General features: G+C 65.9%; 22 protein-coding genes. 6 read left to right on the top strand and 16 right to left on the bottom strand.

What is annotated here, in order from left to right; genetic code table 11:
• Positions 1-12: 12 nt before the first annotated feature.
• On the bottom strand, positions 13-759 hold the full coding sequence (locus I2488_RS00510; RefSeq protein ID WP_196273853.1) for a maleate cis-trans isomerase family protein: 747 nt from the start codon (positions 757-759) through the stop codon (positions 13-15).
• Between the two features lie 58 nt (positions 760-817).
• Positions 818-2,026, bottom strand: coding sequence for an FAD-dependent oxidoreductase (locus I2488_RS00505; RefSeq protein WP_196273852.1), 1,209 nt, complete (start codon positions 2,024-2,026; stop codon positions 818-820).
• Between the two features lie 212 nt (positions 2,027-2,238).
• Here I2488_RS00505 and I2488_RS00500 point away from each other — a divergent pair, with 212 nt between their 5' ends.
• Positions 2,239-3,450 (top strand): serine hydrolase domain-containing protein, encoded by a 1,212-nt coding sequence (locus tag I2488_RS00500; RefSeq protein ID WP_196273851.1) that lies wholly within the window; start codon positions 2,239-2,241, stop codon positions 3,448-3,450.
• On the opposite strand, the gene I2488_RS00495 is transcribed toward I2488_RS00500, so the two are convergent.
• From I2488_RS00495 to I2488_RS00470, 6 genes are all read right to left on the bottom strand, one after another.
• Positions 3,440-4,822 carry an MFS transporter gene (locus tag I2488_RS00495; protein ID WP_196273850.1) on the bottom strand — a complete coding sequence of 461 codons (1,383 nt, stop codon included), beginning with the start codon at positions 4,820-4,822 and terminating at the stop codon, positions 3,440-3,442. The genes I2488_RS00500 and I2488_RS00495 overlap by 11 nt on opposite strands.
• A 36-nt stretch (positions 4,823-4,858) precedes the next feature.
• Positions 4,859-6,364 carry an aldehyde dehydrogenase family protein gene (locus I2488_RS00490; RefSeq protein ID WP_196273849.1) on the bottom strand — a complete coding sequence of 502 codons (1,506 nt, stop codon included), beginning with the start codon at positions 6,362-6,364 and terminating at the stop codon, positions 4,859-4,861.
• 117 nt (positions 6,365-6,481) lie between these two features.
• Positions 6,482-7,438 carry a hypothetical protein gene (locus I2488_RS00485; RefSeq protein WP_196273848.1) on the bottom strand — a complete coding sequence of 319 codons (957 nt, stop codon included), beginning with the start codon at positions 7,436-7,438 and terminating at the stop codon, positions 6,482-6,484.
• Complete coding sequence (locus tag I2488_RS00480) at positions 7,435-8,079, bottom strand: cytochrome b (RefSeq protein ID WP_196273847.1); 645 nt, start codon at positions 8,077-8,079, stop codon at positions 7,435-7,437. Before I2488_RS00480 ends, I2488_RS00485 begins: the two co-directional genes overlap by 4 nt.
• A 74-nt stretch (positions 8,080-8,153) precedes the next feature.
• The gene (locus I2488_RS00475; protein ID WP_196273846.1) at positions 8,154-9,575 is read right to left on the bottom strand and encodes an MFS transporter; all 1,422 of its coding nucleotides are present in this window, start codon (positions 9,573-9,575) and stop codon (positions 8,154-8,156) included.
• Positions 9,562-10,632 carry an LLM class flavin-dependent oxidoreductase gene (locus I2488_RS00470; protein ID WP_196273845.1) on the bottom strand — a complete coding sequence of 357 codons (1,071 nt, stop codon included), beginning with the start codon at positions 10,630-10,632 and terminating at the stop codon, positions 9,562-9,564. Before I2488_RS00470 ends, I2488_RS00475 begins: the two co-directional genes overlap by 14 nt.
• A gap of 183 nt (positions 10,633-10,815) precedes the next feature.
• Here I2488_RS00470 and I2488_RS00465 point away from each other — a divergent pair, with 183 nt between their 5' ends.
• The 5 genes from I2488_RS00465 (at position 10,816) to I2488_RS00445 (ending at position 15,669) form a co-directional block, all read left to right on the top strand.
• Positions 10,816-12,060 carry an MFS transporter gene (locus I2488_RS00465; RefSeq protein WP_196273844.1) on the top strand — a complete coding sequence of 415 codons (1,245 nt, stop codon included), beginning with the start codon at positions 10,816-10,818 and terminating at the stop codon, positions 12,058-12,060.
• Between the two features lie 108 nt (positions 12,061-12,168).
• Positions 12,169-12,849: an isochorismatase family protein gene (locus I2488_RS00460; RefSeq protein ID WP_196273843.1), complete on the top strand. Its 681-nt coding sequence runs from the start codon at positions 12,169-12,171 to the stop codon at positions 12,847-12,849.
• The gene (locus I2488_RS00455; protein WP_196273842.1) at positions 12,849-13,736 is read left to right on the top strand and encodes a polysaccharide deacetylase family protein; all 888 of its coding nucleotides are present in this window, start codon (positions 12,849-12,851) and stop codon (positions 13,734-13,736) included. Before I2488_RS00460 ends, I2488_RS00455 begins: the two co-directional genes overlap by 1 nt.
• Positions 13,733-14,659 (top strand): polysaccharide deacetylase family protein, encoded by a 927-nt coding sequence (locus tag I2488_RS00450; protein ID WP_196273841.1) that lies wholly within the window; start codon positions 13,733-13,735, stop codon positions 14,657-14,659. The genes I2488_RS00455 and I2488_RS00450 overlap by 4 nt, the downstream gene beginning before the upstream one ends.
• Positions 14,656-15,669: a zinc-dependent alcohol dehydrogenase family protein gene (locus I2488_RS00445; protein ID WP_196273840.1), complete on the top strand. Its 1,014-nt coding sequence runs from the start codon at positions 14,656-14,658 to the stop codon at positions 15,667-15,669. The genes I2488_RS00450 and I2488_RS00445 overlap by 4 nt, the downstream gene beginning before the upstream one ends.
• 4 nt (positions 15,670-15,673) lie before the next feature.
• On the opposite strand, the gene I2488_RS19765 is transcribed toward I2488_RS00445, so the two are convergent.
• From I2488_RS19765 to I2488_RS00405, 8 genes are all read right to left on the bottom strand, one after another.
• Positions 15,674-16,411 carry a GntR family transcriptional regulator gene (locus tag I2488_RS19765; RefSeq protein ID WP_343070952.1) on the bottom strand — a complete coding sequence of 246 codons (738 nt, stop codon included), beginning with the start codon at positions 16,409-16,411 and terminating at the stop codon, positions 15,674-15,676.
• 103 nt (positions 16,412-16,514) lie between these two features.
• Complete coding sequence (locus tag I2488_RS00435; RefSeq protein WP_196273839.1) at positions 16,515-17,243, bottom strand: DUF3108 domain-containing protein; 729 nt, start codon at positions 17,241-17,243, stop codon at positions 16,515-16,517.
• A gap of 37 nt (positions 17,244-17,280) precedes the next feature.
• Complete coding sequence (locus I2488_RS00430) at positions 17,281-17,943, bottom strand: hypothetical protein (protein WP_196273838.1); 663 nt, start codon at positions 17,941-17,943, stop codon at positions 17,281-17,283.
• A gap of 3 nt (positions 17,944-17,946) precedes the next feature.
• The gene (locus I2488_RS00425; protein ID WP_343070951.1) at positions 17,947-18,792 is read right to left on the bottom strand and encodes an alpha/beta fold hydrolase; all 846 of its coding nucleotides are present in this window, start codon (positions 18,790-18,792) and stop codon (positions 17,947-17,949) included.
• Positions 18,789-19,679 carry a VOC family protein gene (locus tag I2488_RS00420; RefSeq protein ID WP_196273837.1) on the bottom strand — a complete coding sequence of 297 codons (891 nt, stop codon included), beginning with the start codon at positions 19,677-19,679 and terminating at the stop codon, positions 18,789-18,791. Before I2488_RS00420 ends, I2488_RS00425 begins: the two co-directional genes overlap by 4 nt.
• A gap of 43 nt (positions 19,680-19,722) precedes the next feature.
• On the bottom strand, positions 19,723-21,093 hold the full coding sequence (locus I2488_RS00415; RefSeq protein ID WP_196273836.1) for an MmgE/PrpD family protein: 1,371 nt from the start codon (positions 21,091-21,093) through the stop codon (positions 19,723-19,725).
• Position 21,094: 1 nt separating this feature from the next.
• Positions 21,095-21,916, bottom strand: coding sequence for an SDR family oxidoreductase (locus tag I2488_RS00410; RefSeq protein ID WP_196273835.1), 822 nt, complete (start codon positions 21,914-21,916; stop codon positions 21,095-21,097).
• On the bottom strand, positions 21,913-22,221 hold the full coding sequence (locus I2488_RS00405) for an REDY-like protein HapK (RefSeq protein WP_196273834.1): 309 nt from the start codon (positions 22,219-22,221) through the stop codon (positions 21,913-21,915). The genes I2488_RS00410 and I2488_RS00405 overlap by 4 nt, the downstream gene beginning before the upstream one ends.
• Between the last annotated feature and the right edge of the window lie 54 nt (positions 22,222-22,275).

Here is a 22,275-nt window from a genome sequence, read left to right as displayed (position 1 = left end):
GCCTTCGCTGTTTCAGAACTCCGAAAGCAGGCGCCCGAGGCCTTCGATCCGGTCGGTGATGCCGAGCGTGCGCAGAGCGTGCCAATAGGTCGCGGTGTTGATCGCGATTACCGGCTTGTCGAGCTTCAGTTCATACTCGGCGGCAAGGCTGACCATCGAGAGGTTGGTGCCGACCTGCACGATCGCGTCGACGTCGCTGCCATTGAGATGGTCGATCACCTCGCGCAGCTTTTGCGGCGTCACCTTGGCGATGTCGGTCCAGCGCTTGCACTGCAGCGGCACGTCGCGGACCACCGAGAAGCCCGATTCCTCGAGGAAGCGCCGGACTTCGGCATTGGCGACCGGGTAATAGGGCGAGACGAAGCTGACCGTCTTGACGTTGCCATAGGCATGAAGCGCAGCGGCGACAGATTCCGAACCGGTCGAGGCGCCGACGCCCGCCAGTCCCTCGACTTCGGCCTTGAACTTTTTCCCGCCTTCGACGCCGCCGTAAAAGGTGATCGCCGACATGCCGAGGACGAGGTATTCGGGGCGCAGCGTCATCACCGAACGCACGGCGTCCATGGTGTTTTCGGCAATCGCGGTGGTCCCGGCGATGAAGTCCTCGTTCGAGAGGGCAACCGGGTCTTCCACGTAAATGCGCGAGAAGTGGTTGGTCACGCCGGCCGGGCGCATGCGCTCCATGTCGGGCTGGACGGTGGTGTTGGTGGAAGGGGCAATCACGCCGAGACAGGCGCGGTAACCCTGGACGTCGACCATTGGATTTGTCTCCGGAAAAAGCCGCGCCGCAGTCCCACCACTGCAGCGGCGCTTCACATCATACGATCGCAGCCGCCTGGGCGAGGCTGTCGAACATGGCTTGCCGCATCAGGTAATTGCGGCGGGTTTCGTCGTTGTTCTTGATTTCCAGCATCTTGGCACGGCGCGCTTCATGCGCTCCGTCCTGCCCGCCCTTGATGAAGGCCATGTTTTCCTTGGTCTGCATCTGGGTGAAGCTGTGCGTCACCTCGCGGCGCTGGCGATCGTAGAGCGCAAGGTTGGGCTCCATCGCCGCCTTGCCCTTGAGCACCGGCTCGAGCTTTTCGAACAGGTTGAAGGCATCGTGGACGCCCGAGTTCATGCCAAAGCCGCCGAGCGGATTGTTGAGGTGCGCGGCATCGCCGACCAGCATGACACGGCCTTCGCGGAACGACTTGGCCACCCGCTGGTGCACGCGATAGAGCGTGCGGTGCTCTGTCTTGACCGCTGCACCATCGCCGACGAGACGGTCGAAGATGCCGTTCTTGATCTTGTCGGAACGCAGTTCCTCATCGCTCAATGAACCATCGGTCGGCACCAGCACGCGCCACAGCGAGGGCACGCGCAGCAGGACGAGCCATTCCTTCGGGTCGGAAACGTAGTTCACCAGCGCAAGGTTGGGCAGGTAATCGGCAAGTTCCAGATCGGTCGACAGGCACAGGAAGCGCTCGGGATAGGTAAAACCGTCGAACTCGATGCCGAGCCACTTGCGCACGATCGAATTGGCGCCATCGGCCCCGATCAGGAAGTCGGCGCGCAGGCGGTTGATGCCGTAGGGCGTCTCGGCCCAGAGATCGACGCCGCTTTCGTCCTGCTTGAAGGTCAGCAGGCGAGTGCTGAAGTGCATCTTGGCGTTCGAGTACTTCTCCAGCCCGCCAGCCAGCGCACGCGACAGGTGGTACTGTTCGCACTGGATGCGGAAAGGGTAACGGGTGACGTCCTCGATCTCGCTGAGATCGAAATCGATCACTTCGCCGCTGGTCCGGTCACGCCAGTGATAGACCGGCGCCTTCAGGCCCTTTGCCAGCAGCATCGGCGTGATGCCGATGGTGTCGAGCATTTCGAGCGTCGGCGGATGGAAGGTCGACGCGCGCAGATCCTGCGCACAGTCCTCGCCCGATTCGAGCACGACCACGTCTACCCCCGCCTGGGCCAGCAGCGTCGCCAGAACCGTCCCTACCGGGCCTGCTCCGACAATTGCCACCTGGCACCGTTCAACCCCTGTCATATCCAGCGGACTCCAATCTGACTTCTGCTATGGCTATGGACCGGGGCGCGGTGGTGCGTTGGCAAAGCGGCCAAACTATCCGCCTTGCGGTGATTGGCAGGTCGGATGCCCGAAAACGCGCAGTGCGACTGCACAAGCAGCACCGCAATCGCGCCCGCCGCCGGAGCATCGAAGGTGGCGGAAAAGCGCAGCCAGATGGGGAGTTTCTCGCAATGACCGGACTGCGCCGCGCGACAATCATCGCGCTTTCCGCACTCAGCCTGCCCTCAGCCACCCTGGCGCAGGGCCACGATCCGGAAGCGGTCTACCGGGAGCGCCTTGCCGTGTTCCTCAAGGACCCCGGCAATCTGCCCTATGAACCGACCGAGCCGCTGGTGGGCACGAAGAGCTGGAAGCCCCTGCCGAAGGTGTCTCTGGCAAAAAGCGGCCTTGCTCCCGAAGCGCTCGAGAAGACGCGGGCCTATGCCGAGATGATGAATTCAAGCGCGTTCATGGTCTGGCACAATGGCCGGCTGGTGACGCAGTGGTACGCCCCCGGCGTGAACGAGCGGACGCCGATCACGTCGAAGTCGCTGTCCAAACCGCTGACGGCGCTGGCAGTGGGCCGGGCGCTGGCGCTGGGCAAGATCCGTTCGATCGACCAGTCGATTGCCGACTTCATCCCGCGCGCCAAGGGCACGCCCAAGGAGAAGATCACGATCCGCTACCTGCTCGACATGCGTTCTGGCATGCTCGACCAGGGCTTCAGCCCCGAGCCCGAACACCCCTACAACCGTGTGCTGCTCGACGAGAACTTCGGCGAGAAGATCATCGATCTCTACCCGATGCCGCACGAGCCGGGGAAGCACTACTCCTACGCCAACGCGCCCAGCGACACGATCGCCATGGTGATCGAGGGTGCGACCGGCATGCGCTATGGCGACTGGGTCAGCCGCGAAGTGCTGCTGCCGCTGGGCGCGCAAGGCGGGACGATGTGGGTCGGCAAGCTTGGCGGCCTCGCCCATGCCGGCTGCTGCTCGACGATGCCGGCTGACACCTATCTGCGCTTTGCCGTGCTGCTGTTGCAGGACGGCGTGTGGAACGGCAAGCGCCTCCTGCCCAAGGGTTATGTCGCCGAAATGCGCAAGGGCACCGAGGCGAATCCGAACTTCGGCCTCGGCATCTGGCTCGGCTCGCCCTATCGCCAGCGCCGCCCGTTCGGGGCGCCGGGGATGCTGGGGCCGCACGTGTTGCACAGCGAGCCGTTCCTCGACCCGGACCTGTTCATGTTCGACGGCAACTCGAACCAGCAGGTGGCGATCAGCCCGAAGTACAACCTGATCGTGCTGCGCGTCGGCGCAACGCCACCCGCGCCCAAGGACGGCAGGCCGGAGTGGGACAACGCATTCCTCCCGAACACGCTGATCCGCGGAATCAGGAAGTAACGGGCAACCTGTAGCGGCTGAACACCAGCAGCGCGATCACCTGCAAGGTGGCGGGGATCGCGCTGTAGAGCAGGACGATGCCGGTGATGGCGCTCCCGCTCTGCGCCGCCGCACCGCCGGTGGAGGAGACGAAACCGAACGCACTCATCACGATCCCGGCGATCACCGGGCCGAGCGCGAAGGCGAGCTTCTCCATCGCAGAAAACAGCCCGGCAAATACGCCCTCGTTGGCCACGCCCTGCATGCGGCGCTGGTAGTCGACGGTATCGGTCATCATCGACAGCGCGAGCAGGATGAAGCCGCCATTGACCGAGCCGATCACCACCGCGCGCAACAGGATCAGCAGGTGTTCGGTATTGACCGGCTGCCCGCCGGGCAGCGTGGCGACATCGGCCCCGCCCTTGCCGACCCACAGCCAGGTCACCGTCACCGCCGCCCAGACCAGCGAGGCGAGGACATAGGCACGCGGCTTGCCGATGCGGCGCGGCAGCCACAGCCACAGCGGCTGCGCGGCAAGGCTGGCGGCGGACATGCACAGGATGAACACCGGAATCAGCCAGATCGCCTGCACCGCATAGAGGAAGACGAACCCGATCACGGTATAGCTCGCCGCCTGGCCGATGTTGGACAGGAAGCTGGTGGCGAGCAGGACGAGGTAGGGCTTGTTGGCGGCCACGGTCTTCAACTGGTCAAGCAGCGATCCCGGCACGGCGCCTGCGTTGATCAGCGGCACCTTTCGCAATCCGCTGGCCGTCGTCAGCATCGAAACGAGGCACAGCGCGCCGAAGATCCAGCTCATCGCGTGCCAACCCGCAGCGCCGCCGCCGAAGTGCATGATGATCGGTTGGGCAAGGCCGACGCCGACCAGCACGCCCAGCGTCGCGAAGAACATGCGCAGCACCATGATGCGGTTGCGCTGGTGCGGATCGCCCGAAAGCTCGGCCGCGATGGCGAGATAGGGCACCGAATAGACGCTGAACGCGGTCGAGGCGAGGAAGAACAGCGCGCAGATCGCCCCCGCCGCGATGTACGGGCTTGGGTAGGCGGTGAACGCAAACAGCGCGATGAAACCCAGCGTCGTTCCCACCGCGCCGCCGATCAGGAACGGCGTGCGGCCGATCGCGGTCTTCATCCGATCGGACCACGCGCCGACCAGCGGATCGCACACGATCAGCCACAGCTTGGGCACCAGCACGACAAGTCCGGCAAGCCAGGCGGGGACGCCCAGCATCGTCGTCATGAACAGAGGCAGCAGTACGGCGGGCGTATCGCGGAACACCTGCGCGCCCAGCTGGCCGACGCCGTAGCGCAGCACGACGCCGGTCGGCACCTCATCAGGCAGGGAGGAAGAGGCGGCGAGGCTGGCGTTCATCGGGCAGTATCCGGGATCAGGAGAAATGGCAGGGCGTCAGACGCAGGCGCAGACCGTTTTCCATTCGAGGTAGTTGTCCATCGCCTGCCGCCCGCTGTCGCGGCCCCAACCCGATTGCTTGACCCCGCCGATGGCGAGGCTGGCATCGTACATGGCATGGCAGTTGATCCACACCGTCCCGGCGCGGATATCGGCCGACATGCGGTGCGCGGTGGAAAGGCTTTCGGTCCAGACGCTGGCGGCAAGGCCATAGTCGCTGGCATTGGCGGCAGCGACGACCTCTTCGGCATCGTCGAAAGCCTGCACCACCAGCACCGGACCGAACACTTCCTCGCGCACGATCTCCATGGCCGGGTTCACGTCGACCACCACGGTGGGGCTGATGAACGTCCCCGCATCGCCGCTGCGGTCGCCACCGGTCAGCATCGTCGCGCCATCGGCCTTGGCCCGCTGGAGGAAGCCCTCGACGCGCTCGGCATGGCGGGCCGAGACGACCGGGCCCATCTGCGTATCGGGCAGCAGGCCGTGGCCCATCTTCAAGCCCCTGGCGTAGGCGGCCACGCCTTCGACCACCTGATCGTGAACCGAGCGGTGGACATAGAGCCGCGACCCGGCGATGCACACCTGCCCGCCATTGAAGAAGATCGCGTTGGCAACGCCCGGCACGGTGATGCCCATGTCGGCATCGGGGAAGACGATCGAGGGCGACTTGCCGCCCAGTTCCAGCGTGACGCGCTTGAAGTTGGTCTTGGCGGCATCGAGCACGGCGCGTCCCGTCGCGGTCGATCCGGTGAAGGCGATCTTGTCGACATGCGGGTGCGCGGCAAGCGTTGCCCCGGTCTCACCGCCAAGGCCGGTGACGACGTTGAGCACCCCGGCAGGCACTCCCGCCTCGACCATCAGCTCGGCCAGGCGCAGCGCAGTGAGCGAGGTATCCTCGGCAGGCTTGAGCACCACGGCGCAGCCTGCTGCCAGCGCCGGCGCCAGCTTCATCGCGGTCAGCACCAGCGGAGAGTTCCACGGCACGATCGCCGCGACCACGCCGACCGGTTCGCGCACTGTCCAGGTGCGCATCTGGCGGCCAGCGGGCTGGTAGTTGATCGAGCTTTCGAGCGAATTGCCCTCGATCGCCATGGCCTGCCCGGCAAAGAAGCGGAACTGGTTAACCGCGCCCGGAATCTCTGCCCAGCGCCCGACGAACAGCGGCTTGCCCTGATCGAGCGTTTCCAGCTCGGCGAGATCATCGATGTTGGCCTCGATCAGGTCGGCCACCTTCCACAGGATGCGCGCGCGCTCCACCGGGACGGTTGCCTTCCAGAGGCCAAGCGCAGTGCGCGCGGCAGCAACGGCGGCATCGACATCGGCGGGACTGGCCGCCGCGATCCGTCCGGTTTCAGCGCCGGTCGCCGGATCGAGCGTGGCAAAGTCAGCGCCACCTTCGGCCTTGCGCCAAGCCCCGCCGATCAGCAGTCCTTCGCCACGCCCGCGGCGGGCGAGAAATTCAAGATTGCCGGGGCGAAGATTCGCGAGATCGAAAGCCATGACTCTGAGATGCTCCTGTGGATGCGACCTGACTGCCCCTTGGCCCCGGCATCAGCCAGAGCGCCATAGCCCAAAAGCCGCTTGGCGGATAACTTTGTCCGAAAAGGCCGGGGAGGATCAAGCCAGCCGGAACGCCTCGAACCGTGCGCCCCACGGCGTGATCGCCGCAATCGCTTCTGCCTTGCCATAGGGCGCCCACATCACCTCTCGCGCGGCACTGACCTCGCAACCGGCAGCTACCATCGCCGTGGCGAATGCGGAAAGGTCGGACACCGGCAGGCGCAGCGCTGCCCAGCCGCGCATCGGTGGACGAGCGTCCGAGAAATCGTGCCCGCCGCAGCCGAAGCTGATGATCTCGACCGAGCCTTCCATGCGGCCATGCGGATGGTAGATGCCGATGCGCATGGGGATCGTGGCGGCCAGTGACGGCGGCAGGCCCATGCAGTTCACGCCGCCTTCATTGCCGGCAAAGCCTTGCGTCTCCTGCACCGGCGCCCAGCCGAGGTGATCGACGAAGAGCGCACGCGCGGCATCAAAGTCGGCGACGATCTGCGTCGAATTGAACACCCACGAGGCGTTGCCGCCGATGCCGTCATAGCCCTGCAGCGGCGGGCTGACGCGCTGCATCAGCGCGATGCACAAGCCATCGGCGTCGGTCTCGACCACTTCGCGCACGGCCATGGCTCCGAACTGCCAATCGGTGATCGGCGAGCTGGCACGGCATCCCGCAATGCCGAGCGCGGCGTGAAGCGCGTCTATGCCGGTCAGCGCACGAATGTTGATGTCGAAGATGCCGCCGCTGTCCCACGCCTGCCCGCCATCGCGCATCAACGGTGCGGGCGCGCCTGCCAGCGAAATCAGCCGGATGGCGCCGCGCTGCGCATCCGGATGCATGATCAACGCTTCGCGCGCTGTCGTACCCTCGGCGAGGCCCAGCAGAGCCAGCACATCGGGCGCAACATCGCCTGCATGGACTAGGCGATAGCCCAGCGCCCCGGCGAGACGCCGCGCCGAGGCCTCTGCATCGGCAACAATGCCGACGACTTCGTGAAATCCGCTGTCGAGCGCAATCATGGCTTGCCCAGCATCCGCGAGAGGACGCCGTCCTTGTCAATGAAGTGGTGCTTGAGTGCGCCGCCGATGTGGAGCAGCAGCAATGCGCCGCCAGCCCAGACCATGTAGACGTGGGCCTTGGCAAAAAGGCCGTAGCCGATCAGGCCCGGCGCATTCCACGGGCGCGGCGTGACGATGTGAGGGATGAGACCGCCGGGACCGAAGCCGTTGTGGGTGAAGAACCACAGCTCGGGCGCGGGATAGCCGCCGCCCGCGCCAAGTGCGGAGAGCGCGGCCCACCCGCTCAGCGGCAAGAGCAGCAGCAGTGCGTAGAGCAGCGCCTGCACCCAGCGCGCCGCCAGCCTCGCAGCCGAACTGGTGCCACGCGGCAAGGCCGGAGCGGGATGCCGCAGGCGCCACCACAGGCGCACAAGCACCGCCAACAGCAGAATCAGTCCCAGCGTATGATGGATCTGGCTCGTCCGCAGATGCAGGCCCGCCAGCGGTCCACCGCGCGCGCCGTCGAGATAGGTCCACGCCATGGTGAAGCCTGCCGGCACTTCGACCAGCACGGCCAGCGCCGTTCCCCAATGCAGCCAGCGCGCGGTGGATGTCCAGCCAGAGGGCGCGGCGTCCGGCGAAAGCAGGGTGGATTGCGTCATGCCACCAGCCTGCCGCTACAGCCCGCCAGCAACAGCGCGTTCACGGTGCTGACCACTGGCCGGATATTGCCAGCTCATGCGGCAAGGTCCTGCGCACGTTCCGCCGCTTCCACGCTCGCCCCGTCGAGCCGGTAGAACAGCATGGTGACGATCGCCGCGATCATTGCTCCTGCCGGGATGACCGAAACGCACAGCAGCACCGCAAGCCGGGCATCCGCACCCTGTGCGGCAGCCATGCCGCTCGCCGAGGGAACATAGCCCATGGCCGAGAGGAATGCGCCCATCGCAGCCAGCGCGGCGGCAGATGAGAGCTTGTCGAACAGCGTGGTGAACCCGGCAAAGGCCCCCTCGCGCCGCTCGCCGCTGGTGACGTAGTCATAGCGCACGGCATCGGACAGGAGCGAATACGCGCACAGGATCATGCCGCCGCCAGCAAGTCCGCTCGCCGCACCGCGCAGCGCGATCAGCAGCATCGGCTCACCCGGTCCTGCCAAAAGCCAGCTGAGGTGCACCAACCCGAACAGAGCGAGCGCGCCGATGTAGCAGGCCTTCTTGCCCAGCCGGTTCGAGAGCCAGATCCACCCGGTCATGCTCACCAGCATCGCCACCGTGGCCAGCATGAAGTAGGTGCCGAGCACGCTGTCCTGCTGTGCGAGGCCGATACGGGTATAGAAGGCCAGTGCCGCCGAACCGATCGCGGTGCCGAACAGCAGAAAGACGTGCGCAATGGCGAGGATGCGAAACGGCACGTTCCGCCATGCCAACTGGACCTGCCGCCACAGCCCGACCAGCGGATTTGTCCTTGCCGCCTGCGCCGATGCCGAAGGAGACGTGCGCGGTGCGTGAGCGAGCAGGTGCAAGGCCGCCATCGTGGCCAGAAATACCACCGCACTGACGATCAGGGCGACAAGCAGATGCCCGCTGCGGCTCGGCCCGGTCTGGCTGAGCAGCCAGGTCGGCAGGGTCGAACCGAGCATGGTGCCGATGGCCGTGCCGTATGTCCGCCAGCCCATCAGCCGCGTACGCTCCTTCGGATCGGCGGAGCTTTCAACCAGCATGGCAAAGCCGGGGATCGTCAGCAGGGTATAGCCGGTGGCGTGGATCACCAGCGCCAGCGTGACGAACAGTTGCGCCAGCAGGATCGAACCGAACGAGGGCGCGCCGAACAACAGCGCCAGCCCTAGCGGCATGGCCAGACCGCCCGCGAAGAGGAAGGGCAGCCGGCGCCCCCAGCGCGTCCGCGCCCGGTCGCTCCACGCACCGACGGCAGGATCGGCAAAGCCATCGTAGATCTTCACGAAAGCGAAGATGGCCCCCGCCGCCCCTGCCGATATGGCGAGGCTGTCAGTCATGAAGCGCAGGCCGAGCACGGTGACGAGGTTCTGCCCCGCCGCATGGGCGAGCGGGATCAGCAATGATCCTATGCGGATGGCCCATATCGCGGCCTGGCGCGGTGGCGTGGCGGCCTGCCCGTTCCCCACCTCAGCGCGCTGCATCACGCTGCGCCACGGCGGCGCGGACCAGCGGGATGAGGTCACGCCCGATGCCGATCACGTCGTCCACGGGATCAAACCCGCGCAGGATGAACTTGTTCACGCCCGCGTCGTAATAGTCCATCAGCGCATCGGCCACTTGCGCAGGCGTGCCGACGAGCGCGCCCGAATTGCTCTGCCCGCCCCGCAGCTGGTTGATCCCGTTCCAGAAGCACTTCTCCAGCCGGTCTCCGCGCGCAGCGAGTTCTGCCGTGCGCTTGAAGCCATCGGCCTTGGCGGCGACGGTGTTTACGGCAAGCTTGCCCATGTTGGCGGCAACGCTGTCGCGGATGGCATCGGCGCGGGCCCAAGCCTCCGCCTCGGTCTCGCCCAGCACGACGCGCATCGAGCAGAGGAAATCGGGGTTGCGGCCATGCGGTGCCGCCACCGCGCGCACCTTGGCCACCACCTCGGTCATGCCCGCCACGGTATCGGACAGCGTGGCAAAGGTATCGCAATACTGCCCCGCCACTTCCAGCGCGGCCGGGCTCATGCCGCCGAAATAGACCGGCACGTCGCGGTTGGCGGGCTTTACCGCAGCAAAGCCGCCGGTGAAGCGGAACCACTTGCCCTCATGCGTGATCGGCGCGTCGCTGGTCCACATCGCGCGCAGGATCTCGATGTATTCCTTCGCGCGGTCATAGCGTTCGACCTTGGTCAGGTAGTCGCCATCGGCCTGGGTTTCCTCATCGCTTGCAGCCGTGATGATGTGGACGCCAAGCCTTCCCGGCATCAGCCGGTCGAGCGTTGCCAGCATGCGCGCGGCCATCGTCGGAGGGATGAAGCCGGGGCGGTGCGCCAGCATCACGCCCAACCGCGTGGTGTGGGCAGCGATGGTGGCGGCAATGGTGAAGTTGTCCGGCATCACCGCCGCATTGGCGACAAGGACCTTGTCATAGCCCCAGGCATCGTGGAGCCGCGCCATGCGAACAATGCCTTCGGGATCGAAGGTCTCGAACGGAAGAGGCGCGATCTCGCTGGATATGTTGTGATTTATCAGTCCGTTGATCTCAACAGGCATTGCCGCCTCCGCTAACTGGCCGGGCGCAACTCTATGCCTCGGCAGATCGGGGCGAAGCGGGGCACGCGGCCTGTCCGCCTGTCGGAGCTATCCGATGGGCGGATGGAGCGCCTGCCTTGCTGTGCAGACCCGGCACAACCTGTTCCTTCTTCGCCTTCAGCCAGCGGAGGTGGGTAGACGGCAATGCAGAGCGCGACTGTTGCAGGTTACGAAAGCCACGCCACCAACGAATTCGCGCAAGGCTGGCGCGTGCTGGTCGCCTCGCTGCTGGGAATTGGTTGCGGCCTGGCGGCAATGCCGTTCTACACCGTCGGCGTCTTCGCGCCCCATCTGGCGAAGGAATTCGGCTGGTCGTTTGGCGAGATCATGGCCGGGCTGACGATAACCACGGTGGTGGTGATCGTCGCTGCGCCGGCTGCGGGCATCCTGTGCGACAGGTTCGGTACCCGCCGCGTGGCGATCAGTTCGCTGGTGATGTTCGGCCTCGCCTACCTCTCGCTGGCGATGCTTGGGAATTCTCTGGTCCAGTTCTACGTGACCTGGGCGGTGATCGCGACGCTGGGTGCAGGAACGCTGCCGATCACCTTTACCCGCACCGTCAACCAGTGGTTCGACCGGCATCGCGGCGTTGCCTTGGGTATCGCCATGACCGGGACCGGGGTTTTCGGCGTGCTGTGCAAGCCGCTTCTGGCGTGGGTGATCGGCGGCTGGGGCTGGCGTGCAGGCTATGTCGCGCTCGGTCTGCTGCCGCTGGCGCTGGCGCTGCCCGCAGTGGTGCTGCTGTTCCGGGAACCTTTGCAGGCAACCCTTGCCGAGGGCACGGCCCCCTCAGCCGAACTGCCCGGCCTGACCAAGAGCGAGGCCCTGCGGCAGTGGCGCTTCTGGCTGATCGCGATAGTTCTGCTGCCGATCTCGTTCTCGCTCGCGGGCGCAGTGCCCAACCTCGAGCCGATCCTGCTCGATCGCGGGATCGATCAGGCAACGATCCTCACGCTGACGCCGCTGATCGGGCTGACCGCGATTGCCGGACGCATAGTCGGCGGCTGGCTGCTCGACCGGTTCTGGGCTCCCGCCGTGGCCTTCGTCCTGCTCGGCGCGCCGGCGATTTCCTGCGTGATCCTGGCCAGCGCGCAGCTTGATCCCGGCATGGCGCGCTTTGCCATCCTGCTTTTGGGCTTCGCTCTCGGCATCGAATACGATGTCGTCGCCTATCTCACCTCGCGCTATTTCGGGATGAAGTCCTATTCGGCAATCTACAGCGTGTTCTACGTGTGCTTCGCCACGGGCGCCGGCTTCGGCCCGCTGATCTTCGGCATCATCCGCGACTGGTCGCACGACTTTGCCCCGGCGCTGCTTTCGGCGGCGGTGGCGCTGCCGGTCTGTGCCGGGGCTTTCCTGTTTCTGGGTCGCTACCCCCAGCTGAAATGAGACCGAGGATCTGACCGTCATGCGGACAGACTGTGGGGCATGGCAGCGTCAGGCCGGTCGCCGATGGCAGGAGCGAATACTGGAAAAAGACAAGGTGGACACGGCAAGATGAGCATCATCGGCACGAAGATGGTCTGCGAAAGCAAGACCGCACGGCAGATCTTCGAAGAGGTCATGGCCAACCCGGCCCGCACCAAGTTCGGCTTTGGCGAGAAGCTCGCCATCGTGAATGTCGATTTCCAGAACGCCTACACCCGGATCGACCGCTACAAGACGGCCTACGAAACCGATCCGCGCCAGATCGAGCACACCAACACCATCTCCCGCCTCGCCCGCGCCAAGGGCATGCCGGTGATCTGGACGCATGTTGCCTATGCCGAGGATGCCAGCGATGCGGGCGTCTGGGGCACGCGCACCAACACGCCCGACAGCCTGCAGAACATCAAGTACGAGTCAGACCGCCACGCCTTTGACGAGCGCTGCGAGATCGATCCGGCCGACATGATCTATACCAAGCGCATGCCGTCCGCCTTCTTCGAAACGCCGCTGCAGAGCCTGCTGGTGTGGCACAAGGTCGATACCGTGGTCGTCACCGGCGGCTCCACCTCGGGCTGCGTGCGCGCCACGGCGGTGGACAGCCTCAGCCGCGGCTATCGCACGATCGTGCCCATCGAGACCTGCGCCGACAAGCACGAGTCCTACCACTTCGCCAACCTCACCGACCTGCAGCTGAAGTACGCCGACGTCGAACCGGTGCAGACCGTGATCGACTGGCTGGAGGCGCGCTGATGCAGGAAGGCGCTGCCGACCCCGGCCTCTACGATTTCTCGCCCTATCGCGGGCGCAAGGCCTTCGCATGGCCGGGTGGGAAGAAAGTCGCGGTATGGGTCTCGCCCAACCTCGAATATTACGAGATCGATCCGCCCACGAACCCGCACCGCAAGTCATGGGCCAAGCCTCACCCCGATGTGGTCGGCTATGCCCACCGCGACCACGCCAACCGCGTCGGCCATTGGCGCATGGCCGAAGTGATGAGCAAGCACGGCTTCCCCGGCTCGGTCAGCCTCTCGGTCGCGCTGTGCCAGCACCACCCCGATGTGGTCGCCGATGCCAATGCGCGCGGCTGGGAGTTCTTCAGCCACGGCATCTACAACACCCGCTACTCCTACGGCATGGACGAGCGCCAAGAGCGCGCGATCATCGAGGATTCGATCCGCACCGTGCGCGAGGCGACCGGGCAGACGATCCGCGGCTGGCTCGCTCCTGCCCTCACCCACACCCCGCGCACGCTCGACCTGATCGCCGAGTACGGGCTCGATTACACCTGCGACCTCTACCATGACGATCAGCCGCAGCGGGTGAAGACCGCCAGCGGCGATCTGATCTCGATGCCCTACAGCCTCGAGGTCAACGACCACTACGGCTTCTTCATCTACAACATGAGCCCGCGCGAATACGCCCGCACGCTGATCCGCCAGTTCGAACGACTGGCCGACGAGCCATCGGGCACGGTCATGTGCATCCCGCTCCATTCCTACCTGATCGGCCAGCCGCACCGCATCGGCGCATTCGAGGAAGTGCTGCGCCACATCGCCGCCGATGGCCGCGCGTGGATCACCCGCTCGGGCGACATTGCCGACGCATGGCGCGCGGTCCAGACGGGAGAAGCCGCATGAGCCTCGATCCCGCATACCTTGAATACCCGCGCCGCCGCCTCGGCTACGATCACGACCTCTATCCCTATTCGGCCATGCCGACGCGCCGACCGCTGCAGTGGCCGGATGGCAAGGGCGTCGCGACGTCGATCGTCGTCAGCCTCGAATGGTTCCCGATCACGCCGTCGGACACGCCGTTCCGCGCACCCGGCCACATGCAGACGGCCTACCCGGACTACCGCCACTACACCGCCCGCGACTACGGCACGCGTATCGGTTTCTACCGGTTGCTCGATGCCTTTGCGAAGGCAGGCGTGCGGGTCTCGGTCGCCGCGAACGGGGCCATCGCGCAGCGCTACCCTTCGGTGATCCGCGACATCGTCGATGCGGGCCACGAAATCATTGCCCACTCGACCGACATGAACGGCACCATCGCCTCGACCCTGCCGGTGGACGCCGAGCGCGCCCTGATCCGTGACAGCATCGCTGCCCTGTCGGACGTGACCGGCAGTGCCCCGCGCGGCTGGCATTCCATCGCCCGCTCACAGAGTTTTGCGACCACCGACCTGCTGGTCGAGGCTGGCATCGAATACTGCGTCGACTGGGCCAACGACGAAGTGCCGTGGGCCTTCGCCAATGGTCTCGTCAACCTGCCGCTCAACCACGAACTGTCCGACCGGCAGATCATCAATGTGCAGCAGCAGTCGGTCGACAGCTACGCCGAACAGATCCTCGACGCGCATGACTGGCTGGCCGGTGAAGCGGCGGTTAGCGGCCCCGGCGGCGGCGGACGCCTGCTGCCGCTGCACCTCACGCCCTACATCATCGGCCTGCCCTATCGCATGGGCGCCTTTGAACGCCTGCTCGCCGATCTCAAAGCCCGCCCCGCCACATGGTTTGCGCGCGGGTCGGACATTCTCGATTCCTGGAGGAACCAGTCTTGAAAGCCTATCAACTTGGGGAACAGACAGGCCTTGAGTCGCTGACCATTGCCGAGCGCGACATGCCCGTCGCCGGACCCGGCGAAGCCGTGCTCAAGGTCAAGTACGTCTGCCTCAACAACCGCGACCTGCAGATCCTCGAAGGCCGCTATGGTGCGAAGAAGGCCGAAGACCGCATCCCCTTCTCCGAAGGTGTTGGCGAAGTCGTCTCGCTCGGCGAAGGCGCTGTCGGCATCGCCGTGGGTGATCGCGCGATTGCGCCCCACTTCGTGTCATGGATCGATGGCCCGTTCGAGATGCGCTATTTCGGCGCGGACCTCGGCACCATGCTCGATGGCTGGATGGCCGAATACGTCAAGGTTCCGGCCGCCGCGCTGGTCAAGGTGCCTGACAGCCTGACCGACGAAGCCGCCGCTCCCCTCGCCGCAGCCTCGCTTACCGCATGGCACGCCGTCGTTGAAGTCGGTCAGGTCCGCGCGGGCGATCTGGTCGTTGCGCTCGGCACTGGCGGCGTGGCCATGGCGGCGCTGCAAATCGCCAAGGCCAATGGCGCGTTCGTCGCGATCACCTCGTCCAGCGACGAGAAGCTGGAGCAGGCGCGCAAGCTCGGCGCAGACTACACCGTGAACTACGCCACCCACCCCGATTGGGCCTCCGAACTCCAGCGCCAGACCGGCGGGCGCGGCGCGGACATCGTCGTCGAAACCGGCGGCCAGCATACCCTGCCGCAATCGATCAACGCGTGCGCGGTCAACGCCCGCATCGTCATCATCGGCGTAGGATCAGCCGAAGGCCCACTGCCCAATTACGGCGGCATCATCGGCAAGAACATCACGCTCAAGGGCATTGCCGAAGGCAGCCGCGCCATGCTGGTGCGGATGGTCCGCGCGATGGAAGCGACCGGCTTTGCTCCGGTGGTCGACCGCGTGTTCGGCTTCCATGAGGCGCTCGATGCCTGCCGCTACCTCAAGTCCGGCGCGCATCTCGGCAAGGTGCTGATCAAGGTCGGCTGACGTATCAGGCTGGCGAAGGGTTCTGCAGATCGAGGCGGATGTTGAACCGGTCCGCCCGGTAGTGCGCGTATGTGCGCAGGAAAGGCACGTTGTTCTTGTCATAGACGGTGCGGGTAATGCGCAGGATCGCTGAAAGCGGCTCGACATCCAGCGCATCAACCAGCGAAGGATCGGCCAGCATCGCGCCAATGGTCTGCTCGGCGCGGTCGGCGTGGAAGCCCGCCTCGTCAAGCAGCTTGAGCAAGGGCGCGTTGGACAGGGTCCCTTCAGAGATGACCGCAGCCAACCCGCCGCGCACATAGCTGACGATGTAGCCGATCGGCGTGCCCTCAAGGCAGCGCACCCGCACTGCGCGGATCACGTCAGCCCCTTCCTCGATCTTCAGCGCATTGGCGATGATGTCGGTCGCCGCCCTGTGCTCTACCGAAATGACGTTGACGCTCGTCCCCTCGCCCAGCGCCATCAGGCTGTCGACCGCCTGATCGATGTTGGCCTCGATCGGCTTGGCCGGTGACGTGAAGATCACCCGCGTGCCAAGCCTGCGCCGCCGCTCAACATAGTGCTGTTCGGCAAGATCGCCCAGCACGCGGCGCGCGGTGATGCGCGAGACCTTGTACTGTGCCGAAAGCTGTTGCTCGGTCGGCATGACACTGCCGAAGGGCCGCTGTCCGCACAGGATCTCGTCGCGCAAGGCAAGGTAGATCTGGTGGTAGAGCGGCACTGCACCTTCGCGATCGAGCACGGTCTCTCCCTGCTGGCGCTGGACATCGCGAAGCGACGTGCCGCCGATGCGACACGCCGCTCTTCGATGCTCACCAGTGGTTAGTCAAGCCGCGCGAGGTGGCTCAGCGCTTGAGTTCGACCAGTTCGTACCAGGTCTGCATGTAGCCGCCGACGCCGCCCTGCACGAAGATCGCATCGTCATCGGCCGTCACCCACATGCGATAGGCCGGATGCGCCTCGCCACCGATGGAAACCATGCTGGCATCCTCGTCGGAGAATTCGAAGACGTGGCAATCGAAGGTCCCCGCCGCCACTGTCACGGTCTCTTCGCCAACATAGGCGAGGTTGATGGCGGTGCGCGCGATCAGCGGCGGGGTGGCGCCGCGATGGTCCGGCGAGGGCAGAAAGCAGGGGAACTTGCGCTTGTGCGGTCCCTTGCTGCGATCCATCTTGCGGGTGATGTAGGCGTCGGCCACGATCGGATGCGTGCCGAAGCCGTCGAACGGCGCGTCGATCGGCATGGTCTGCGAAACGCGACCGATGGACGGGCCATAGCTTTCGCATTCGACCGTATCCTTGTTGATGATGAACAGGCCAGCGCCCATGAACTCGTCCCCGATCACCAGGCGGACGAAGCAGTCCATCGGGCGGTCGTTCTCATCGAGGCTGTAGGTCACGTCGCGATGGACGGTCGGCGCCGGTTCGTCGATTTCGCAGCGGGCGCGCAGGGTGCGCTTGCCATCGCTGTGATGCGTCCAGGTGAACTCCTCGCGCCCGCGCTCCTCGCCATAGCGTTCGGGCTTGCGCGAGGTGTAGAGAATCCTGCCGGATATGGTGCGATGCTTCTGCAATGGAAGTCTCCTTGATATTCAGATGGATGAGCGGCGCTCAAACCGGCGTGGCAATGCCGAGGAAGCAGGCGACAAGAACCACGGCCCAAAGCACCATCACGGTCGGCTGGGTGATGGCGATGACCCCGGCAATCGCGCGGTCGCCATCGGGCGTCGGACCATTTTCGCGCAGCGCGATGATCGCGGGGAACAGCGGCACCAGCTGGCGGCGGACCAGCAGTCCGATGGCGATGCAAGTGGCGAGCGCGAGCAGCTTGAGCGAGATGAACAGCGGCAAGGCGATGGCGCCCGCCAGCCCTCCGATCCCGCTGCCGATCAATCCTGCCAGCACGACATAGCGGACGGCGATGTCGACGCGCTTGTAGCCCGCGCCGGCAGGGCCATGCTTGAGGTGGACCGTCCATGCCAGCACCAGCCAGGCAAGGCCCAGCACCCAGACGAGGACCGCCGCCGAGGCAGGCACATCGATCCAGCCCTTCGCCGCGGCAAGGCCGAAGCCGGTCGGAAATGCCAGGATCAGCGTGGTGCGCGGGGCCATGTCGATGTTGTTGAGGATCTTCAATGCCATCAGCCGTTCGGGCACCGAGCGCGAAGGATCGACCATGAACCGCGAACCGTAGAACGCGCCAAGATCGCCGCCGAGCCAGTAGATCGGGATCAGCAGATGCAGCAGCGTCAGCAGGGAAAGTCCGAAGTCCATCGTTCAAGCCCTCCCGCCGAAAAAGCGGTCCATTGCCGCCTTGCGCGACGCCCGGAACTCCGGCGCATCAAGGCGCGGCAGTTCGGCGAAGCTGCCGTTCTTGAGCAAGCCGGCCAGCGCAACGCTGGAAGCGTGGAGCGGATCGTTGATCGCAGCCATTGCCAGCGCCGGACACTCCACAAGCGGCAGGCGTTCATCCGCAGGCCACTTGAACGCCGCACGATAGTTGTGGTGATAGGTCGTGCTCGCCTTCATCACCTCGGTTATCCATGCGTGGAGGTCTGCCGCACTGCCCAGCCCGCTGTCACGACGACCGGCGCGGGTGCGGTTGTACCAAGGGAAGAACAGAAACTGGTCGCGGCAGAACTGGAACAGCCGCATCAGGTAGGCGCCATCGAGGTCGGGCTCGAACGGGAAGGCGTAACGTTGGATGACTTCGGCCAGTTCCTCGCCCTGCATCAGGCTGACCCCGTCGAGCACCAGCGCCGATACGCGGTGCGGCGCTAGGATCGCCAGCTCCGTGGCAATGGCAGCACCAGTGTGCGAGCCGTAGACGCGCACCCGCTCCAGCCCTGCCGCATCAAGAAATTCGAGCGCAGCCGCCGCCAGTTCCGCCACCGTCGGCTCGCCATCGAACAACGGCTCGCTATCGCCGTTGCCCGGCGTATCGGGCGCAAACACCCGCGCCTCGCCCGCGAAGTCCTCGATCAGCCGCACCTGCTGGCGCGAGCTTCCGGGCGAAGCATGCAGGATCAGCAAGGCCTCGCCGCTGTCCCCGGCGTGACGATAATGCATCTGGCCATGCGCCAGATCGACGAAGCCGCGCCTGATCGGTGGCCCGCCAATCACAGCTCGCCGCCTTCGACGATTTCCAGCAGCGCGCCTTCCGGCGTCATCAGCACGCCGCTCCGCCTGCCCGCATAGACCGCCCCCTCGCGCACCACCGGCGCGCTGGCCCAATGGCCGTCGAGACGGTCGAAGTCCGGATAGAACATGGTGGTGATGGCCACCCCGGGCGGCAGCGCGCCTGCATGGCGCGGGCGCTCGGTCGCCTCATCCGGATACTGGTCAAGTTCGAGGAAAACCTGCCCTCCGCCGCGCGCCGTGGTCAGTTCGGTCTTGGCCGTCTCGGGCAGGCCGAACGCCTTCTCGATCATGGTATAGCGGATCGCCACCGGATCGATCATCGGCAGGCCGAGCACATCCTTGACCCACTGTGCCGTTTTGCGAAGGTCCGGGCAGGCCAGCACCATGATGAACGGCCGGTCCACCAGCGATTGCGGCTGCGGGAGGCCGGTATCCGGGCCGGGCTGCAGGATCTGCGTGAGATAGACGGTCTCGAGGTCGCTCCCCCGCACCTGCATCGGCTTGATCGTGGCGAACCCGTCCAGCGGACGCGGTGGGCCGATCACCTCAAACGGGCTTTCGATCATCCGCGCGTTCACGGCTTCCACATCGCTGACGCACAGTTCGATCGCCGCCCAGCCATAAGTGCGAATCGGCGCATAGTCCGGCACCGGATCGCCTTCGACAAAGCGCAGGAAAACCTCCGCGCCCGAAGCCGGTTGCAGCACCGCATAGCGCCGCCCGGCACTGGCCGGCGCGCTCCACGCCTGCGCCAGGTCGGCCGGGACTACGCCCTGCTCGACCGTGCGGTAATCCATCCAGCGCTCATATCGGGCCACGGCATCGGCAAGATCGGCAACGACATGGGTGGCGCATTTCAGCAAGGTCATCGCAATTCCCTGAAATCGATCAATGGTTCGGCCGGCGTGGCCATCACGAAAGGACGCCGCTGCGGATCAGCGCGCCCAGGGCATCGGCTTCGCGGTCAAGCCCGGCCAGGGCCTCGGCCAAGGCATCATGGGCTTCGCCAAGCCCCGCGAAAGACAGGCAGGCGAGGGCCTTGGCCGCGTGCTGCGCAGGGGTGAGTGGCCATTCGGGCGAGCCGAGTTGCGCGCTCACCGGCTGCACCAGCTCCCGGCCTTCCACCGTGCGCACCCGCGCCAGCGCGGGCACGAAGGCGGCGAGATCGGAGTTGCCATCGCTGATGACCGTGATCCGCTGCGCCAGTGCCAGCACCTGCCGATCGGCGAGCGCCTCCCTGCCGAAATCCGTCAGCGTCACCGTGCCGCGCAGCAGCGTGACTGCCGCGAGATAGGGCAGGCACAGGCGGGCGTAGCCCGGCTCCATCCCCTCGCGCGCTGGACGTCCGACAAGGCGGTGGATCAAGGGCGGCGCATGATACTCAAGCGTATCGAGCGCGTCGGCGGTCAGGCCATGCTCCTCGCACAGCTGCTGCACCGCCACGATCCCGCCATGGCCTGCCCGCCCGGTCGGGAACGGCTTCCAGCTGACCTCTGTGATGCGGTGCCCGTGGCCCAGCCGCGCCAACGCAGGTGCCAGCGCCTCGCGCACCTCCATCAGCGGGAAATAGCCAAACGGCCCGTCCAGCGGCCGGGTGACGCCGGACATTCCGCCCCTGGCAAGATCGACGGCGACCAGACTGCCCCGCGCTGCATTGGCCACCTGCACCGGCAGCGCGGGCTTGCCCTCGACATGCGCCTGCATCGTGCCCGAAACCAGCGCCAGCGCATGGCCAAAAGCATCGAGGGCCTGCGCGCGCGGCATCTGCCGCAGCGAGGCTATCGCCGCCACGCAGCCGAAAATTCCCGCAGTGGCCGGGCGGAAGAACTTCAACGCATCGGGCGCGGCAAGGCCGAGCGTCACCGCCACGTCCACCCCGGCGACGATCGCGGTGAGAAATCGTTCGCCGTCCACAGCAGGCCCGCGCGCCGCCTCTGCCAGCAGCGCTGCCAGCACTGTCGCCATCGGGTGGAGCACAGCCGGCTCGTGAACGCAGTCGTACTCCTGACCGTGGATCTGGAAGGCATTGACGAACGCCGCCGATGCCGCAGGCAGCCGCAGGCCGGGACGGCCGAGTACGCCCGCCACCTCGCCTGCCCCCCAACCCTGCACCATCGCCAGCACCGCATCGGCATGAGCGGCATTGCGCCCCGCCACGCCCACGGCGAGCGAATCGTGCAGAAAGGTCCGGGCCCGACTTCGGGTGGCTTCCGGCAGGTCCGACCAGCGCAACGCCAGCGCGTGGTCGATCAGGACATGCGCCGGATTTTCCGCCTCGGTCATCTCAATGCGGCTCCTCACCGCCGGAGACGTTCATGCTCTCGCCGGTGATGTAAGCCGCTTCTGCCGAGCACAGGAACGCCACCGCATTGGCCGTGTCCTCGGGCAGGCCGGGGCGGCCCAGCGGAATGCGCGAGGCCATGTTCCTCAGGTATTCCTCGACGCTAATGCCTTGCACCGCGGCAAAATGCTCGTTCTGCCACTTGCCGAGGCCCGTCGTCACATGGTTCGGGCAGACGTTGTTGACGGTTATCCCATGCGCGCCCAATTCGATCGAGGCCGAGCGCACCAGCCCGACCAGACCGTGCTTGGACGCAGTATAGGCCTGCGCGTGCATGAAGCCGGACTTCGCCGCCTGGCTGGCGATGTTGACGATGCGCCCGCCCCGCCCTTGCGCGATCATCACTTCGGCAGCAGCCTGCAGGCCGAACCACGCGCCGGTCAGGTTCACGTCGATCACCGCGCGCCAGTCTTCGGGCGAGACCTCGCCCAGCGGCTTCATGATGTAGCCGATCCCGGCGTTGTTCACCCAGATGTCGAGCGAGCCGTGCGCGGCGACTGCGTGCGCAGCCAGCGCCCGCACCTGATCGGGATCGCGCACGTCGCAAGAGAACGTGGAGGCAGCACCCGGCATCGAGGCCGCAATCTCGCGCATTTCCGCCTCGGCCCCGATCATCGCGTCGGGCGTCGCGGCATCGCGTGAACCGCCGATGTCAGCGATGACCACCGTCGCACCCTCTTCAGACAGCCGCCGCGCAATCGCCTCGCCCAGTCCCTGCTTGCGGCCCGATCCGGTGATGACCGCAACCTTGCCGGCGAACTTCACGCGAGCACCTCTTCGGTGGTGACAAAGGTGACTTCGACCATGTTGTTGAAGGCGGCGGCAACCTCACCCATCGCGGCAGTCGCCACGTCCTTCCCGAACTGCTCCATGTCGGCAATGTCGAGCACTTCGATCCAGCCGAACGGCGGCTTGGCATCGCTGCCCAAGACGCGCGTCGCGCGGAACACGCGGAAGCTGGCGATCGAGGGCAGCGCGTTCACGGTCGGCAGATCGGTGCTGCGCGCCCAGGCGAGGTAATCGTCCTCGGAAACGCCCGGCTTCAGGTTGAAAACCGCAAATATGTGCATCGTCGTCCCTCGCTTTGTCGCCTGCCGGTCAAATCGGTGGATCGATCTGGTTCC

The sequence above is a fragment of the Novosphingobium jiangmenense genome (assembly GCF_015694345.1).
Classification (GTDB): Bacteria; Pseudomonadota; Alphaproteobacteria; order Sphingomonadales; family Sphingomonadaceae; genus Novosphingobium; species Novosphingobium jiangmenense.
This window is presented reverse-complemented; position numbering and strand designations above follow the sequence as displayed.